Origin of the sequence: Pseudophaeobacter leonis, assembly GCF_002087335.1 — a bacterium.
Classification (GTDB): Bacteria; Pseudomonadota; Alphaproteobacteria; order Rhodobacterales; family Rhodobacteraceae; genus Pseudophaeobacter; species Pseudophaeobacter leonis.
Window position 1 is genome coordinate 24,960 of sequence record NZ_MWVJ01000070.1, and the last position, 16,756, is coordinate 41,715.

Sequence of the window (16,756 nt, forward strand, 5' to 3'; positions counted from 1 at the left end):
TGTCGGCAAAACTCTTGTCACAACCGCCCCCCCTGCAGGAGCCTCTGGCATGCGCAATTTTCCCTATCGCCTCACCGGCCCTATTTGATCAAGCGCCACGCTTGGCCTGATCACCCTGCAGGTTGATGAGACCATCGAGCAGGATTTTCGCCGCCTGTTTGTGGCGCGGGATGTGGCGCTCTACGTCAGTCGGCTGCCCTCGGGGGCAGAGCTGACACCGGATACCATTGCGCAGATGGAGCGCCACCTGCCCGCAGCCGCCGCCCTTTTGCCGCAAGCCGCCAGGTTCGATGCCGTCGCCTATGGCTGCACCTCGGGCACCACCTTGATAGGCCCGCAGCGGGTGGCAGAGCTGGTCAGCGGCGCGGTACAAACCCGCCATGTGGCGCAACCTCTGACGGCAACACTCATGGGCTTTGCTGCCCTTGATGTCGCCTCTATCGGGCTGGTTTCGCCCTATATAGACTCTGTTGCAGGCCCCATGCGCCAGACCTTTGAGCGCGCCGGCATCCGGGTGCCCACCATGGTGTCCTTTGGAGAAGAGCGCGAGGAAAATGTCGCCCGCATCGACCCCGCGTCGATCCATGCCGCGGCCCTTGAGGTTGGCGGCAATGCCCATGTCGAGGCGGTTTTCCTCAGCTGCACCAATCTGCGCACTCTGGACATTATCGAGGATCTGGAACAGCGCCTTGGCAAACCGGTGGTGAGCAGCAATCAGGCGCTTGGCTGGCATATGGCGCGGCTGTCGGGTGCCGCCGTGGCACCGGATGCGCCGGGCGCGTTGTTCAGCAAACCGTTGCCGAACAACGCCTGACCATCCCAGCGCGGATCTAAGAACACTAAACCCCGCCCGACGGTACAGCCGGGCGGGGTTTGTTTTCAAAGCAACATGGCAGCTGAAGGGTCAGTTGCCGGACCCCTCACTGGTCTCTTCGCCGCTCAGGGCACTGGGGGCAAAAGCGCCGCCAAAACCGGAAGCCTTGGCCTCTGGTTCCACAGCACTGCTACTGTCCTCACCCGACAGGGTGCTTGGGGCAAAGACACCGCCAAAGCCGGAATTGTTGCCCGCAGGTTTGGACTGAGCCGGTGCAGTACTGCCCTGTTCAGCCTCTTGCTGCTGGCGACGCAGCTCACGCTGGCGCTGCAACTCCTGAATGCGCAGCTCGGTCTCCAGGCGCTTTTGCTCCTGCACATCGGCGATACACTGCTGCGGGCTATAGACCGTCGCAGTCCCCACCACGACCACGGTCGCACAGGCCACAATCACCAGCGCCACCGCCGCCCAATTGGAGCTGAGGAAACCCGGCATCTTAAAGCTGCCACGGCTCAGCTCTTCCACCGTGGCTTGCTTGCGCGCCAAGGCCACCAGTTCTTTGCGGCGGATATTGGCCTCGTTGAACAGGGCGGCAAAGACCGTCAGCAACACACTGATAAAGGCCAGCGCCGAGATCGCCGGAGTGATGCCATAGCGGACCTTTTGTGCCAGCTCGATGGTCAGCGTTGGATATTCGCCAAAGGTAAAGGTGGTGGTGTTGTAGTTCTCAAAGCTCGCCAGAAAGGCCAGCACTGCAGCACTTGCAATGGCGGGCTTCATGAAGGGCAACAGAACCTTGCGGAAGGCCTGCGCATGGGTGGCGCCAAGATCCAGCGCTGCCTCGGTCAGGGCTGTGTCATAGCGCTGCAGACGTGCCACCAGCACCAGCATGCAATAGCTGGCGATAAAGGTGGACTGGCCGATCACCGTCAGGAACAACCCGTTGGACAAAAAGCTGTCGGCATCCAGCCCCAGCATACGGTTGATCCGGTCCCAGAACACCAGCGTCGAGATACCAATCACCACACCGGGCACCAGAATGGGCGCGATGATGATGGTGTAGTAGGTCGCCCGCAGTTTTGGCCCGAGCTGGGTCAGCATCAAAGCGCCAGCCAGCCCCATGGCCACCGAAAGCACCACGGTGCCAAATCCGACCAGAATGGAGTTCTTGATGCCATTGAGGATCCGCTCGTCCTGAAACAGAGCCGAGAACCACTCAAACGTCAGGCACTCCCAGGGGGTTGCGCGCGGAAACTCGGGTGAGTTGAATGCGGCGATCGACATGATCACCAGCGGCCCAAGCAGATAGGCAAAGAAAATCGCCAGATAGGCCCAGATGCTGAGGCGCATAAGAGAGAGGTTCTTCATTTGCCGATATCCCCCATGTTCACCTTGAAGAGACGCATCAGCGCAAGCACCAAGAGGATACAGGTGACCAGCAGCACCACGGCATAGGCCGCGCCCTGGGGCCAGTCAGAGTTGTCGTTGAATTGCTGATAGATCAGCTGCGTGAACCAGAGCGACGATGGCCCGCCCAGGATTTGCGGCGCCGCAAGCGCCCCGGCCGAGAGCATGAACACCATGGTACAGCCCGAGCTGATGCCAGGTTTGGCATAGGGAATAACCACCCGACGGTGGATCATCGGCCAGCTGGCGCCCATGTCACGCGCCGCCTCGATCTGGTTGCGATCCAGGCTTTCGATCACGTTGTAGATCGGAAAGATCATCAACAGGATATAGGCATAGCCCAGAGCAGCATAGAGCGCGATATCGTTGCGCACAAAGTCAAAGGGGGTGTCAAAGATCCCGGCGGCCACCAGCAGGTTGTTCAGCACGCCTGTTTCGCCAAAGATGATGCGCAGCGCAAAGGCCCGCAGGATCTCGTTGATCCAATAGGGAATGATCAGCATCAGCGCAAAAATGCGGATGTGGTTGCCCTTGGTCTGCGCCAGATAATAGGCAATCGGGTAGCACAGGATCAGGTTAAAGATGGTGACAAAGATCGCCGCCACCAGGGTGCGGTAAAACACCTTCAGATCGACCGCATTATAATCCTGGCTGCCGCCTTCGGGGCCAAAGACCAGATATTTGTAGTTCTCCATCGTATAGAGGTCTTTTGGCCCGCCAATTTCGGGCGGCGGCAGGTTCGGACGGAACGAAAAGTCCAGCATCGACAGCTGCGGCAGGATGATCAGGCCAATGGTCCAGAACAGCACCAGACCCAGCATCACAGAGCCAAGACCCAGGCCATTGCGGTCAAAGAATTCTTTTAGGAAACGGGGCATTGCCAGCCTCCCTATTCGGTGGCCAGATCGCCTGCGGGCATGGCCACAGCGTTCTGGACATCATATTGCAGGGTCATCGGCTGGCCCTTGTGGCTGTCAAAGGACTGGCCAAGGTTAGGCAACGAGACCTTCATTTCCTTGCCGCCCTCGCCTTCCATGAAGATGTTGAAAGCATTGCCCTCAAATTCCTCATTGGTGACAGTTGCGGTGACAAAATGGTCGCCCTGGGCGCCGACGGGCGCCAGGGCAAAGGCCTCGGGACGGATGAACATCATCGCGTCATCGCCAGCTTTCATCTTGCCCTGATTGGCGCTGGACACCCGCGCCAGCAGATCGCCCGAGCGGTTTGTCGAGATCAGTGCTGTGTCACTCTGCACCTGTTTCACGGTGCCGCGAAAGACGTTGTTCTCGCCAACAAAGGAGGCCGCAAAGGCGGTGGCAGGGTCGTTGTAGATGGTCTTGCCGTCGCCAATCTGGTCGATCACACCGGCGCGCATCACGGCGATATTGTCCGACATGGTCAGCGCCTCACCCTGGTCATGGGTGATGTAGATAAAGGTGATGCCAACCCGTTTTTGAATTTCGCGCAGCTCGGTGCGCATGTGCTGCCGCAGCTTCAGATCCAGCGCCGAAAGCGGCTCATCCAGCAGCAAAACATCCGGTTCAGCACAGAGCGCCCGCGCAATGGCGACCCGCTGACGCTGACCGCCGGAGAGTTCCCACGGCAGCTTGTCGCCCTGATCCGGCAGCGCAATCATATCGAGCAGCTCATCGGCACGTTTGCGGCGCTCTTTGGCCGAGGCGCCCTTGACTTCCATTGAGAAGGTGATGTTTTCCCAAACTTTCATCAAAGGAAACAGCGCCAGGTTCTGAAAGATCAGGGCCGTGGGACGTTTGTTGGGCCCGATGCCCTTCATATTGTTGCCGCCGATCAGAACCTGACCTTCGCTGGGCTCAAGAAACCCCGAAACAGCGCGCAAAATCGTCGTCTTGCCGCAGCCTGAGGGGCCGAGGAAGGAAAAGAAATCGCCTCCGTTGATATGCACATTTGCGTCGCGCACGGCGACAAAATCTCCAAAGCGGATCCAGAGTTTCTCAAGATCTACGCCGACCCCAGCACTCATGTGGTCTCTCCCCAGCTCGCAGCTCTCTTGTCCGGAGACTCTGCCCCAGCTCAATTTGGCTGCTCTGTTTGTTCAGGTTGGTTTCATACGCCACAAAGGCGCGCGGCTGGCCCCCGGACTGTCCGGGAGCCAGTTTTGGTCAATAGCGGATCAGGCGCTTTTGAACTTGTTGACGAACTCTGTGCGCACTTCGGCATACCAGGGGGCTTCGGCAGGCCATGGGTTCAGGTTAGCCAGGCTGTCGCCAGGATAGGCTTCGGCAAAGTTCTTTTTGTAGACGTCACCCGAATAGGTGTCCGCGCCCAGAACCGGCGAGTTATAGCCATGGCTGTCGATCGCCACGCCTGCGGCTTCCTGACCAAAGGCATAGTCGATAAAGGCATAGACCTGCTCTTCGTTCTTGGCGCCAACCGGCATGGACATACCGTCAACCCAGGCCGTCGCACCCTCAACTGGGGCTTGATAATGCACGGGCTCACCAGCAGCTTTCAGCGCCAGAGGGGGCCCGTCCCAGGTTTGACCAACCACAACGCCTTCGTTCAGCAGTCCGTTTTTCTGGGTATCCGCATCATTCCAGATCAGTTTGATGCGGGATTTGCGCGCCATGCACCAGTCGGTGATCTTGCCCCAGACTTCGCGCATTTTATCTTCGCTGCTGTAGGCGGCCCAGACAGAGCCAGGATCCATCTCGCCCGAGGCTTCCATATAAAGGCCCGCACCCAGCATCATCGAATGAGCACGGCCCATTGTTTTGCCAGCGTTTTCTTCGGCCCAGACATCGCCATAAGACGGCGCATCACCCGCAGGCAGCCATTTGTCGGTGCGATAAGCAATGCCCTCGGTGCCCCAGATATGTGGCAGCCAATGCACGCCGGCGCCTTCAAAGTTCCATGCGTCTGTGCCGATTTTGGCCATCGCAGGGTTCACCGCGTCAATGTTGACCTTGCTCATGTCGAAAGGCTTCAGCAGCTCCAGCGGCCCCCACTGCAGCGACCGGTTGTTGGTGGGCGAGACAATGTCAAAGCCCTGACCCTTGGTGGCCTTCATCTTGTTGATGATTTCCTCGTTCGACCCAATACCGGTGTAGTTCACCTTGATGCCTGTCTTGGCCTCAAAGCCCTCAATGAAGGAAGGTGGCAGGTAGTCCGACCACATCAGGATGTTTACTTCACCTGACGACGCCAGCGCGCTTTTGGAATAGAGCGGCGCTGCAAGAGCAGCCGCACCGGCGCTTTTCAGCAGGGTCCGGCGAGTGACGCTAGATTTGGTAGTCATATTCAAATTACTCCCTAGTGGGTTGTTGATTTCGTTTATTATTGTTTTTGGTCTTCAAAAGAGTGCGGGGCATTGCGCCCAACAAACAGTGACAGTTTCAAAAACCGATAAGGCCAAAATGCCGCAGCTTAGCCGGACCATGGTTCCAGTTTCCGAACAACGCCGCTCGATTCCCCAAAAACATGGGCAATGTAAGACGGTGTTGTAACAGTAGTTTGCGCGTCTCAGCCGCGTGCGTCAACGATGCTGGCAGGCGCGAGGGGGCCGAGCCGGGCAATATGCCTGTCAAACAGACATTCCAATCAGCCCCACACCAATGGCCATCAGCACAGCCGCGCCAAGGCGGCGAATCCAGTTGCCCTCTTTCAGGACAAAAAAGCCAATCAGGGCCGCAAAAATCACCGAGGTTTCGCGCAGCGCCGACACAGCCCCCAGCGGGGCAAAGTTTTTGGCATAAAGCACCAGCCCGTAGGCCGTCATCGAAACAAACCCGCCACAGATGCCGATACACCAGCTGCGCAAAGATATCTGTGCAAGTGTCCGACGCCTGCGCAGCCCGATGAAACCCGCCAGGAACACATGCCCAAAGGCCCCCCAGGCCCAATAGCTGAGGGTATTGCCAGACAATCGCACGCCCAGGCCGTCAACCAGCGAGTATAACGAGATGCAAAAACCGGTGCCCAGCGCATAAAACAGCGCCGCGCGCCCGACGCCTGATCTCAGCGCCTGCCAACTGCTGAGCTGAATGCCCAGACCAATCAGAGCAATACCGCCCCAGGCCTGCAGCGGCAGGACTTCACCGGCAAAAATCATCGCCCATAGCGCCACCAGCGCCGGCACAATGCCACGGGCAATCGGGTAGACCACGCTGAGGTCGCCATGTTTATAGGCCTGCCCCAGCATGTAGAAATAGCCAAAATGGATCACAGTCGACAGCGCCACATAGAACAGGCTTTCCAGCTCTGGCAGCGGCAGCAACACCACCATGACAGCACCGGGGATCACATGGCCCAGCGCCACCAGCCCCAGCATAGTGGTGCGATCCGCAGCCGTTTTTACAATCGCATTCCAGACGGCGTGCAGTATCGCGGCTGACAGGATGATGGACACAACAAAGGGCGTCATGGGCTATGCACCTTTTTCGGGCAGCGGTTTCAAAATAGGCCACATCGCCCATATTAGGGTCATTTGTATCGTGATCAGCCAGTTCGGTGTGATCAACCACAGTGTCATGGCACCCTGCAAACCGCTCTCAGGTTCCGGTCTGCGAGGCGGTCATCTCTTCGATCAGGCGGGTCTCGAGCAACTGGCCATTCTGATACAGCACCGGATAAGACACCGCCGCCACATGGCTGTTGAACTCCCGCAGCGCCCGCAGGGTTTCCAGGTGAATATCCGAGGTATCAAAACTATAGTCCTCGCCGCGCTGCAGCCGCTTCAGGTGGCGCTTGCGACTGTCCCGCTCCATCCGTTTCAGCTCGGTTTTTTCCAGGTTCAGCAGACGTGCGCTTTCCAGATCGCTAGAGATCAGCACGTTTGAGGCCAGACGCAGGTTGGCCATGATCGCCTCATGCATCCGCAGGATCTCTCCCCAGCCTTCGGAGGAGACCCGCAGTTTTTTTTTGTTGAGACCCCCTGCCAGCACCGCCAGTCTGCGGGCTGCCACATCCCCGGCTGACTCGAGCCGGATGGCATATTCCACCATCTCGCGGGCCTGCTTCAGCTCGGCATGGCTGAAATCCGCATCCGGGATATCCGCGACATAGCTGCGGATGCCAGAGAGGCAGGCATCGACCTCAGGGTCCAGCGCCTGCAGCGCTTTGATCTGCTCTTTGTCGCCGGATTTATATAGATCCGCCAGCGGGCGGAACATGGTTTCCACGAGATCTGTCATCCGCAGCAATTCGCGCTTGAGATTGGCCAGAACCTGGGCAGGTGGCCCATAGGTTCCAGGCTCCAGCGCGCTCACAGGTCGGCCTGTGAGGCCTGCCTCTGGTGCGGCAGGTTCTGGCATCAATCGCCGCATGACAGGCTCAATCCGGGCGCAGATCGGCAGCGCCAGCAGCAGCAAAGAGCCGTTAAAGGCCAGATGCGCATAGACCAGCATCTGCCCGCCCTGCGAGGCCCCCAGAAAACCCGCCCCGAGCACGGAATTCACCGCAAAGAGACAAAGCACCGCACAACTGCCGCGCAGAGCCAGATTGGCATAGGGAATGCGCCGCGCGCTTTGGCTCATACCGCGGCTCAGCCAGACGGGAATGAAGCCAGAGCCGAAATTGGCCCCCAGCACCAGCGACAGGCCAGCGGCAAAGGGGATGGCTCCGATCTCGACCAGGGTAACGCACATCAGGATGGCCGCCACCGAGGAATGCATCACAAAGGCCAGCGCGCCGCCAACCAGAAAGGCGGTGATATAGTCCCGCGCCAGATAGCCGGCCACTGCGGGCAAAAAGGCGCTGTCGCGAATAGGATCCATTGCCTCGCGCAAAAAGCGCAGCGAAATCAGGATAAAGGCGACCCCCAACAGGATACGCCCGGTCTGGCGCGCCTTCTTGCCATCGGTTTTGACAAACAGATAGCCCCCCACGGCCAAAAGCGCCGGCACCAGCCAGTCCAGCTCGAACGACAGGATCTGAATGATCAGCGCCGAGCCAAGGTCGCCGCCCAGCACAATGGCCAGCCCGGTGGGAAAGCCGAGGTAGCCTCCGGAGGCAAAGCCGGTGACCAGCAGCGTCACCGCAGCTGAGCTTTGCAAAACCAGCGCCAGCCCGACGCCAACGCCGCCCGCCTGCACCCGGTTGCCGGTGCCGGTCAACAGCCGCTGGAACGAAGCCCCATAGCTGCGCTCGATGCCCGTGCGCACCATCCGCACGGCAAACAGCAAAAACATGGTGGCGCCGGCAAGGCTGTTAAGGAAGGTCAAAATCGCCATCTGAGGGCTCCGTTTGTGCTCATTCTTCGGCATCCGCAGGGGCATTGCAGCGCCTGCGCTCTGGTCTGCAGCGCCATCTCAGGGCTTCCCGCCTGACGCCTCTCCAGCGGCGTGTCCCGGTGCTTTTGTGGGCGACTGCTCCGTCGCCAGTGCCAGCTCAAACGTCACGCCCCAGCCCTGCAGCGCCCGCGCCAGTTTCTTTCCCGGCTCCCGTTCACTAACCAGCCCATGCAACAGTTGCGGCGCCGGGCCGCAATGGGGTGCTGTCTCGGAGAATTTTGACGCGGTGGTCACCACAAAGATCTTCTCTGCCGCCGCGGCCACCACAGAGGCCAGTTCGGCCTCGCTGGCATTGTGAAACAACAGCCCGTGTTTTGCCGACAGCTCATCCGCTGACAAAATCGCGACATCAAAGGCAAAGCGTGCCGCCTGTTGTTCGCTCACCGGCCCAAAGGTGCCGCGATCATCGCCGCGCATCTCACCGCCGAGCAGGTGCAGCCGATTGCCATTGTGATTGGACAGAAGCTGCGCCACCCCAATGGAATTGGTCACCACCGTCAGATTGTGACGCCGGCGCAGCGCCTCGGCCACAAAGGAGGTGGTAGAGCCCACATCCAGAAACACCGTCATGCCATCAGTGATCCTGGGAAGAACGGCTTCGGCTATGCGCTTTTTCTCCTGCGGGTTCTCGCCCATGCGGCGAAAAAAACTGGGGCCCGAGGCGTCATTGCCTGCCCCCACAAGATAGGCGCCGCCGTGTACCCGTTCCAGCGCGCCCGCCGTGGCCAGGGCCTTGATGGTGCGGCGCACGGTTTCTTCCGAGACGTCCAGCATTGTTGCCAACTCCGCGCTGCGCCCGGAGCCACCCAAGTGCCGCAGCGCCTGCAAAAGCCCCATTTCGCGGTGGGAGAGAGTACTGGCGGCGGCCATCAGGCAGAATCCTTATTTCGGCAACAAGACCCAAAGAAACTGCCATCAGAGCCGCCAATTCGCAAGCCATAACCCACAAAACCCCACCAAAACGGTCAACTCTCACCCAAAAGAAACAGAAAAACCCTTCCCAAATCACAATGCGACGGATTATCTGGCAAAGACTGACCACCACCCCTGCCAGAGGACCTGAGCCATGAGCCCCACTGCGCCAGCCCCAGAGCCTGCGAATAAGCAGGAGAAACAGAATGTGCTGTTCATTCTGATTGACCAGCTGCGCGCCGACTGCCTAACAGGGGCGCTGGCGGCGCATGTGGCGCTGCCAAACCTGCGGGCTCTGATGGCCGAGGCGGTGACCTTCGAGCAGAACTACACGGTGGTGAACCCCTGCGGGCCGTCGCGCGCCTCGATCCTGACCGGGCAATATGCGATGAACCACCGCTCGGTGCGCAATGGCACGCCGCTGCGCCATGACACGCCAACCCTGCCCGGCGAGATGCGCAAGGCCGGCTATGAGCCCATGTTGTTCGGCTATACAGACACAGCGCGCGATCCCCGCGTGCACCACCCCAATGATCCGGCCATCCGCACCTATGAGCAGCACATGGCGGAGTTTCGCGAAATGCTCGAGATGCGGCTGGAGATGTCCTACCCCTGGCGCGCCGACCTGCGGCGCAAGGGCTACACATTTGACAATTACTGGGATCTGCACAGGCCCACCTCTGCGACAGGGGGCGCGCCACGGCTGAATGATCCCGCGCTCTACCGGGCCGAAGACAGCGATACCGCCTTTTTGACAGACCGGTTTCTGGCCACCATGCCCGCCTACAGCGATCAAAGCTGGTTTGCGCATCTGACCTATATTCGCCCCCACCCCGCGCTGGTCGCACCCGCGCCCTACAATACCCTGGTGGACCCTGCCAGCCTGCCGCTGCCGCAGCGGCGCGGATCGGTGGCGGATGAATGCGCGCTGCACCCGTTTTTTACGCCCACCACCCAGGCCTACACTGCGGCCTCAACGGTTCTGGGGTTTGCGGATCTTGAGCCAACGGACGAGAACATCCAGATCCTGCGGGCGCTTTATCTGGGATTGGCCAGCGAGGTTGATGCCCATATCGGCCAGGTGCTGCAGTTCCTGAAAGACAGCGGTCAGGACGAAAATACTCTGGTGGTGCTCAGCGCGGATCATGGCGAGATGCTGGGAGACCGCCACAGCTGGGGGAAATTCACGGTCTTTGATGCCGCTTTCCAAAACACCGCTGATTATCCGCATGCCCGGCAATGCCGCCCAGGCGGGCAGTCGGCGGCAGGACATAACCGAATCCATCGACCTCACTCCCACCATTCTGGACTGGGTGGGGCAAGAGATCCCCAATGCCATTGATGGCGCCTCGTTGCTGCCTTTGCTGCGCGGCGAAACCCCAGCCGACTGGCGGCAGTATTCCTTCTCCGAGCTGGACTTTGGTGACCCCGAAGCCGCCACCCTGTGGCAACGCAGCCTTGGCACCTCGATCGCTGAGTCGAGCCTAGCCATTCTGCGTGACCACCGGTTTACGCTGGTGGAATTTGCCGCCGATCTGCCGCCGCTGCTGTTTGATCACCACGGAGCGGGCGAGCTGGAGGATGTCGCCCAGCGGCCCGAGCTGCAGGCGGATCTGGCACGGCTGACCCGGCAGATGCTGCGGCACCGGATGCGCAATATGGATCATACGCTGTCGCTGCACTCGCTCACCGCGGATGGCCCGCGCCACAAAAGCCGCCAGCGCCCCGGCAGCACGGGCGACGGTGCGGGCGACGGTGGTTGACCCCGGCGGCACCTTTGGGCAAAACGGGCGGCAAGTTTAGCGGTAACACGGCGAGATCAGATCCGCGAAACCCCATTCTACGGAGCCTACATGACCTCTCTTGCCCAAGACGCCAGAACCCTGTTTGACGCCGCCGTGACCCGCGCGAACCCGGCATTGGCTCTGCGCCAGGCCCTGCAGGCCTCGCCCCTGCCGCCACTGGCCGCTGGTGGCCAAAGCTACATTCTGGCCCTTGGCAAGGCGGCAGTGCCGATGATGCAAGAGGCGCTGTCCCATATCCCCGAGCCGCGCCAGGCCATGGTGGTGACCAACCCCGAGAACCAGCGGGATGTTCCCGGCGCGCAGGTCCTGGCCGGCTCACACCCGGTGCCGGATCAGGCCAGCGCCGAGGCCGGGGCCAGCGTGCTGCGCTTTTTGTCGCAAACAACGGCGCAGGACCGCGTCATCGTGCTGGTCTCTGGCGGCGGCTCTGCCCTGATGGTGGCCCCGGCCGCCGGGCTGACTCTGGCGGACAAAGCCGCGGTCAATCAGGCGCTGCTGGCCTCGGGGCTGGAGATCACCGAGATGAACCTTGTGCGCCAGCAGCTGTCCGAGCTGAAAGGCGGCGGGCTGTTGCGGCACGCAGCACCTGCGCCCGTGACGAGCTATATTCTGTCGGATGTCATTGGCGATGATCTGCGCGCCATTGCGTCGGGGCCAACGGTGAGCCCGCTGGGAGATCGCGCCGCCGCCTGTGCCACAGTGAAACGGGCCGGAATCTGGGACCGCCTGCCAGAGGCGGTCAAAACCCATCTGACAACAGAGCCCGCAGTCATCCCGCTGCCCGAGGCGCAAAACAATCTGATCGGCTCTAATCGCCACAGCCTTGCGGCCATGATGCAGGCGGCGCAGCCTTTGGGATGGCAGGCGCAGCTGGTCAGCGACCATTTGACCGGCGATGTCTCCGAGGCGGTCGACGAGATCCTGCGGGCGGCACAGGCGGCCCCTAAAGACCGCGATATTGCGCTGATATTTGGCGGCGAGACCACCGTGCGCCTTGTGGGCGACGGGCGCGGCGGGCGCAATCAGGAGATGGCCCTGCGTCTGGCCCAGCGCGGCGCCCAAGAGCTGACTGGCAACTGGCTGTTTTTGTCGGGAGGCACCGATGGGCGCGATGGCCCAACGGAGGCCGCAGGCGGTGTGGCACACCGGGCACCTGGGCCGCCATTGCCGCGGCCGGAGCGGATGGCGCAGCCCTGCTTGCCAACAATGACAGCTACGCCGCCCTCAAAGCCGCCGATGCCTTGTTGCTGACGGGGGGCACTGGGACAAATGTAGCCGATGTTCAGGTGTTCTTGCGCCGCGCCGCCACAGATTAAGCAGGCAGGGATTACGCAGGCGTGAGCTAAAGCGCCTTAAATCTCGATACCATCCAGCTCGTTCAACAGATCCAGCAGCGCCTCCTAGCGCTCCTCGCCCATTTTTTCCCGCGTGCGGGTCACGATGGCGAGGCTGGCCGCCATATTGGCGTCGATTATTTTTTCACCGGCTGCGGTGATACGGATCACCTGACGCCGCCGGTCGACCTGATCACGGGTGCGGCTGATAAGACCCTTTTCATCCAGCTTTTGCATTCTGCGCGTCAGGCTGGGCAGCAAAAGACAGGCCTGATCGGAAATCTGCGTCGGGTCAATCGCTCCGCTTTCCTGCACCACCCGCAAAACACGCCATTGCTGCTCGGTGAGGTCACTGTCGCTCAACAGGTTTCGGATCGGCTCCATAACGCGCTCACGGGCACGGAGCAGAGCAATTGGCAGCGAGCGGGAGGTTGAGGGCAATCTGGGTGTCATGAGCATTTATCACATCAATTCATCACGAAAGGCAATTGCCCGCAGGTCTCTTGCTCTATTTGACAGCACCCCCGCAAGATGATAAACATGTTAACAATATTTCACTTACCACCCCTTCCGAGGAAACCACTCCATGCCTCACGTCATGCTGGACTACTCTGCCAACCTGGAAGACGCGGTTGATATCGCGGATCTGTGCAGCTGCCTGCGCCTGGCTGCGATTGAAACCGGTGTTTTTCCCATGGCCGGCATTCGCGTGCGGGCCTTTGCGGCCACGCATGTCTCGATTGCCGATGGCGACGCTCAGCACGGCTATATCGATATCTCGGTGCGGCTGCGGGAGGGGCGTGATCTTGCGACCCGCCAGGCTGCACCCCAGCGATTTTTGACGCGGCCCGTGCCTATCTGGCCCCCTGCATGGCAAAACGCTCGCTCGCGCTGTCGTTTGAGATGCGCAACATCGACCCGGAGCTTTCGCCAAAATGCGGCACCATCCGTGATCATCTGGAGGAAAAATAGTGTCTATCCTGAACAGCAATATCGAAAAACTGGACCAGTATCTGGCGCGTTTTCGCAAAAGCGGCACCAGAACCTGATCAACGGCAAAAGCCTGCCCGCCGCCTCTGGTGCCACGTTTGAGACCTGCTCACCGGTGGACAAAAGCGTCATCTGTCCGGTGGCGCAGGGCGGGGCGGCGGATGTCGATGCCGCAGCTGAGGCCGCCAAAGCTGCCTGTCCGGCCTGGCGCGATATGGCCGCCGCCGCGCGTAAAAAGATCCTGATAAAAATCGCCGAAGGGATTGAGGCCCGCGCCGAAGAGATCGCCTTTTGCGAATGCTGGGACACCGGCCAGACCCTGCGCTTTATGTCCAAGGCGGCTTTGCGGGCGCCGAGAATTTCCGTTACTTTGCCGATCAGGTCACGGCGGCGCGCGATGGCAAGCACCTGCAGTCGCCAACCCTGATGAACATCACAACCCGGGGGCCGATTGGCCCGGTTGGCGTCATCACCCCCTGGAACACGCCGTTCATGCTGTCGACCTGGAAGATCGCACCGGCGCTGGCCGCGGGCTGTACCGTGGTGCATAAACCGGCCGAGTTCAGCCCGCTCACCGCCCGGATTTTGGCCGAGATCGCCCATGAGGCAGGCCTGCCTGCGGGCGTGTGGAACCTGGTGAACGGCTTTGGCGAAGAGGCCGGTAAACGCCTGACCGAACACCCCGCGATCAAGGCCATCGCCTTTGTCGGCGAGAGCCGCACCGGCAGTCTGATCACCAAACAGGGCGCCGACACCCTAAAGCGGATGCATCTGGAACTGGGCGGCAAGAACCCCGTCGTGGTCTTTGAGGACGCCGATCTGGACCGGGCGCTGGATGCGGTCATCTTCATGATCTATTCGATCAAGGGCGAACGCTGCACCTCCTCCTCCCGCCTGTTGATCCAGGACAGCATTCGCGCCGAATTCGAGGCCAAGCTGGTCGCACGCGTCAACAACATCAAGGTCGGCCACCCGCTCGACCCCGCAAGCGAGATCGGCCCGCTGATCGCCAAAGAGCATTTTGACAAGGTGACCAGCTATTTCGATATCGCCCGCGAGGACGGCGCCACGGTGGCGGCTGGCGGTGTGACGCTGGGCGACGCGGGCTATTTCGTGCGCCCAACGCTGTTTACGGATGCAACCAACCAGATGCGTATCGCGCAAGAAGAGATCTTTGGCCCGGTCCTGACCTCGATCCCGTTTTCAACCGAAGAAGAGGCGCTGCAGATGGCCAATGACACGCAATACGGCCTCACCGGCTATGTCTGGACCAATGATGTGACCCGCGCGCTGCGCTTCTCGGACCAGCTTGAGGCCGGCATGATCTGGGTGAATTCGGAAAATGTGCGCCACCTGCCAACCCCCTTTGGCGGCGTCAAAGCCTCTGGCATTGGCCGCGATGGCGGCGATTGGTCCTTTGAATTCTATATGGAGCAAAAGCACATCGGCTTTGCCACCGGCGCGCATAAGATCATGCGCCTCGGCGCCTGACACCACGCTTTTGTCGCAGCGCCTTGTGCCCCGTTTCTGGCAGCAGCCAGAGCCCTAAAACCCCCCTGGTCCGGCTGGACCGGAGCCCGTTGCAAACAGGAGGCCCTCATGCCCGTTCCCGCACCCGTACTCTATCCGCCTTTCAATATCCTCCGGCTGTCGCATGTGGAATACCGCGTCACGGATCTGGCCGCCTCGCGCAAATTCTACGTCGAGATGCTTGGCCTGCAGGTCACCCAAGAGGATGAGGGCCGCGTCTATCTGCGCGCCATGGAAGAGCGTGGCCATCACTGTATTGTGCTGGTTCAGGCCGACAGGGCGGAGGTGGGCGTGCTGGGGTTCAAGCTGTTTGATGAACCTGATCTGGACAAGGCCGCCGAATTTTTCGCCGCCAAAGGCCTGCCGGTGGACTGGGTGGAGCGGCCGCATATGGGACGCACTCTGCGCACCCGCGACCCCTGGGGTGTGCCGCTGGAGTTCTACGTCAAGATGGACCGGCTGGAGCCCATTCATCAGAAATACAGGCTCTATAATGGGGTAAAGCCGCTGCGTATTGATCATTTCAACCTGTTCAGCGCCGATGTCGATGCCTCGGTTGCCTTTTACAACGAGATCGGTTTTCGGGTGACCGAATACACCGAGGACGACGAAAGCGGCAAGGTCTGGGCCGCCTGGATGCACCGCAAGGGCGGCGTGCATGACATGGCCTTTACCAATGGCACCGGCCCCCGGCTGCATCACTCGGCCTTTTGGGTGCCAACGCCGCTCAATATCATCGACCTGCTCGATCTGATGTCCACCTCGGGCTATGTCGGCAATATCGAGCGTGGCCCCGGTCGCCACGGTATTTCAAACGCGTTTTTCCTCTATGTGCGTGACCCCGACGGCCACCGGATCGAGATCTATTGCTCGGACTATCAAACCGTCGACCCGGATCTGGAAGCGATCAAATGGTCCCTTACGGACCCACAGCGCCAGACCCTTTGGGGGGCGCCCGCGCCGCGCAGCTGGTTCGAGGAAGGCTCCAGCTTTGAAGGGGTCGAAACAAAGCCAAGTGAGTTGACAGCGCAGCCAATCATTGCGCCATAGCAGCGCAGCGGGCAGCCTCTCTCGGGGTGAGGGCGCTGTCCGGATTTATTGCGACTGGGTATATTATTGCGACAAGGGAAGAACAGATGAAATGGGATGAATTTGGCACCTGGGGCCGTCGCATCGCGGATTGGGCGCAGGACTATCACCTGACCGTCAAAGACAAGCCAGTGCGCGCCCGCACCGAACCCGGTGATGTGCTGAACGCGCTGCCCGCCACCCCGCCCGAAGGCGGCGAGGGCATGGAGGCCATCTTTGCCGATTTTGAAGAGATCGTGATGCCGGGGATCACCCATTGGCAACACCCGCGTTTCTTTGCCTATTTCTCCTCAAATGCCGCCGCGCCCTCGGTGCTGGCGGAATTCCTCACCTCGGCCATCGCGCCGCAATGTATGCTGTGGCAGACCTCTCCGGCGGCGACCGAGATGGAAACCCGGATGATGGACTGGCTGCGTCAGGCGCTGGATTTACCCGCAGAATTTCAGGGCGTCATTCAGGACAGTGCCTCGTCGGCCACGCTGGCGGCCGTCCTCACCATGCGGGAAAAAGCGCTGAACTGGCGCGGCAACCAAGAGGGGTTGTTCGCGCAAAAACCGCTGCGGATCTATTGTTCTTCCGAGGTGCACACCTCGGTGGATCGCGCCA

At 60.6% G+C, this 16,756-nt stretch carries 11 protein-coding genes and 4 pseudogenes; 7 read left to right on the plus strand and 8 right to left on the minus strand.

The window, feature by feature from the left end; all coding sequences use genetic code 11:
• Window positions 1–106: 106 nt before the first annotated feature.
• Window positions 107–814, plus strand: a complete 708-nt coding sequence (locus B4968_RS15455) for a maleate cis-trans isomerase family protein (protein ID WP_241525783.1) — start codon at window positions 107–109, stop codon at window positions 812–814.
• Window positions 815–904: 90 nt separating this feature from the next.
• On the opposite strand, the gene B4968_RS15460 is transcribed toward B4968_RS15455, so the two are convergent.
• From B4968_RS15460 to B4968_RS15490, 7 genes are all read right to left on the minus strand, one after another.
• Window positions 905–2,182 carry an ABC transporter permease gene (locus B4968_RS15460; RefSeq protein ID WP_083100373.1) on the minus strand — a complete coding sequence of 426 codons (1,278 nt, stop codon included), beginning with the start codon at window positions 2,180–2,182 and terminating at the stop codon, window positions 905–907.
• The gene (locus B4968_RS15465; protein ID WP_083100374.1) at window positions 2,179–3,099 is read right to left on the minus strand and encodes an ABC transporter permease; all 921 of its coding nucleotides are present in this window, start codon (window positions 3,097–3,099) and stop codon (window positions 2,179–2,181) included. The genes B4968_RS15460 and B4968_RS15465 overlap by 4 nt, the downstream gene beginning before the upstream one ends.
• An 11-nt stretch (window positions 3,100–3,110) precedes the next feature.
• On the minus strand, window positions 3,111–4,223 hold the full coding sequence (locus tag B4968_RS15470) for an ABC transporter ATP-binding protein (RefSeq protein ID WP_083100375.1): 1,113 nt from the start codon (window positions 4,221–4,223) through the stop codon (window positions 3,111–3,113).
• 150 nt (window positions 4,224–4,373) lie between these two features.
• Complete coding sequence (locus B4968_RS15475) at window positions 4,374–5,498, minus strand: extracellular solute-binding protein (protein WP_083100376.1); 1,125 nt, start codon at window positions 5,496–5,498, stop codon at window positions 4,374–4,376.
• 285 nt (window positions 5,499–5,783) lie between these two features.
• The gene (locus B4968_RS15480) at window positions 5,784–6,623 is read right to left on the minus strand and encodes an EamA family transporter (protein ID WP_083100377.1); all 840 of its coding nucleotides are present in this window, start codon (window positions 6,621–6,623) and stop codon (window positions 5,784–5,786) included.
• 127 nt (window positions 6,624–6,750) lie between these two features.
• Entirely contained in the window at window positions 6,751–8,430 is a 1,680-nt protein-coding gene (locus B4968_RS15485; protein WP_083100381.1) for a Na/Pi cotransporter family protein, read from the minus strand.
• Between the two features lie 78 nt (window positions 8,431–8,508).
• Window positions 8,509–9,360, minus strand: coding sequence for a DeoR/GlpR family DNA-binding transcription regulator (locus B4968_RS15490; protein ID WP_083100378.1), 852 nt, complete (start codon window positions 9,358–9,360; stop codon window positions 8,509–8,511).
• Window positions 9,361–9,556: 196 nt separating this feature from the next.
• Here B4968_RS15490 and B4968_RS15495 point away from each other — a divergent pair.
• Together B4968_RS15495 and B4968_RS15500 are read left to right on the plus strand one after the other, a co-directional pair.
• Window positions 9,557–11,165 (plus strand): annotated as a pseudogene (locus B4968_RS15495) (sulfatase-like hydrolase/transferase).
• 156 nt (window positions 11,166–11,321) lie between these two features.
• Window positions 11,322–12,523, plus strand: a pseudogene (locus B4968_RS15500) (glycerate kinase type-2 family protein).
• A gap of 84 nt (window positions 12,524–12,607) precedes the next feature.
• Here B4968_RS15500 and B4968_RS15505 read toward each other — a convergent pair.
• Window positions 12,608–12,994, minus strand: coding sequence for a MarR family transcriptional regulator (locus tag B4968_RS15505; protein WP_083100382.1), 387 nt, complete (start codon window positions 12,992–12,994; stop codon window positions 12,608–12,610).
• Between the two features lie 133 nt (window positions 12,995–13,127).
• Here B4968_RS15505 and B4968_RS15510 point away from each other — a divergent pair.
• From B4968_RS15510 to B4968_RS15525, 4 genes and pseudogenes are all read left to right on the plus strand, one after another.
• Window positions 13,128–13,513: pseudogene (locus tag B4968_RS15510) on the plus strand (5-carboxymethyl-2-hydroxymuconate Delta-isomerase).
• Window positions 13,513–15,022, plus strand: a pseudogene (gene hpaE, locus B4968_RS15515) (5-carboxymethyl-2-hydroxymuconate semialdehyde dehydrogenase). The pseudogenes B4968_RS15510 and hpaE overlap by 1 nt, the downstream one beginning before the upstream one ends.
• A gap of 108 nt (window positions 15,023–15,130) precedes the next feature.
• Complete coding sequence (hpaD, locus tag B4968_RS15520) at window positions 15,131–16,111, plus strand: 3,4-dihydroxyphenylacetate 2,3-dioxygenase (RefSeq protein ID WP_083100379.1); 981 nt, start codon at window positions 15,131–15,133, stop codon at window positions 16,109–16,111.
• 86 nt (window positions 16,112–16,197) lie between these two features.
• Window positions 16,198–16,756, plus strand: a 559-nt coding sequence (locus B4968_RS15525) for a pyridoxal phosphate-dependent decarboxylase family protein (RefSeq protein ID WP_241525781.1), incomplete at its 3' end; no start/stop codon positions are given.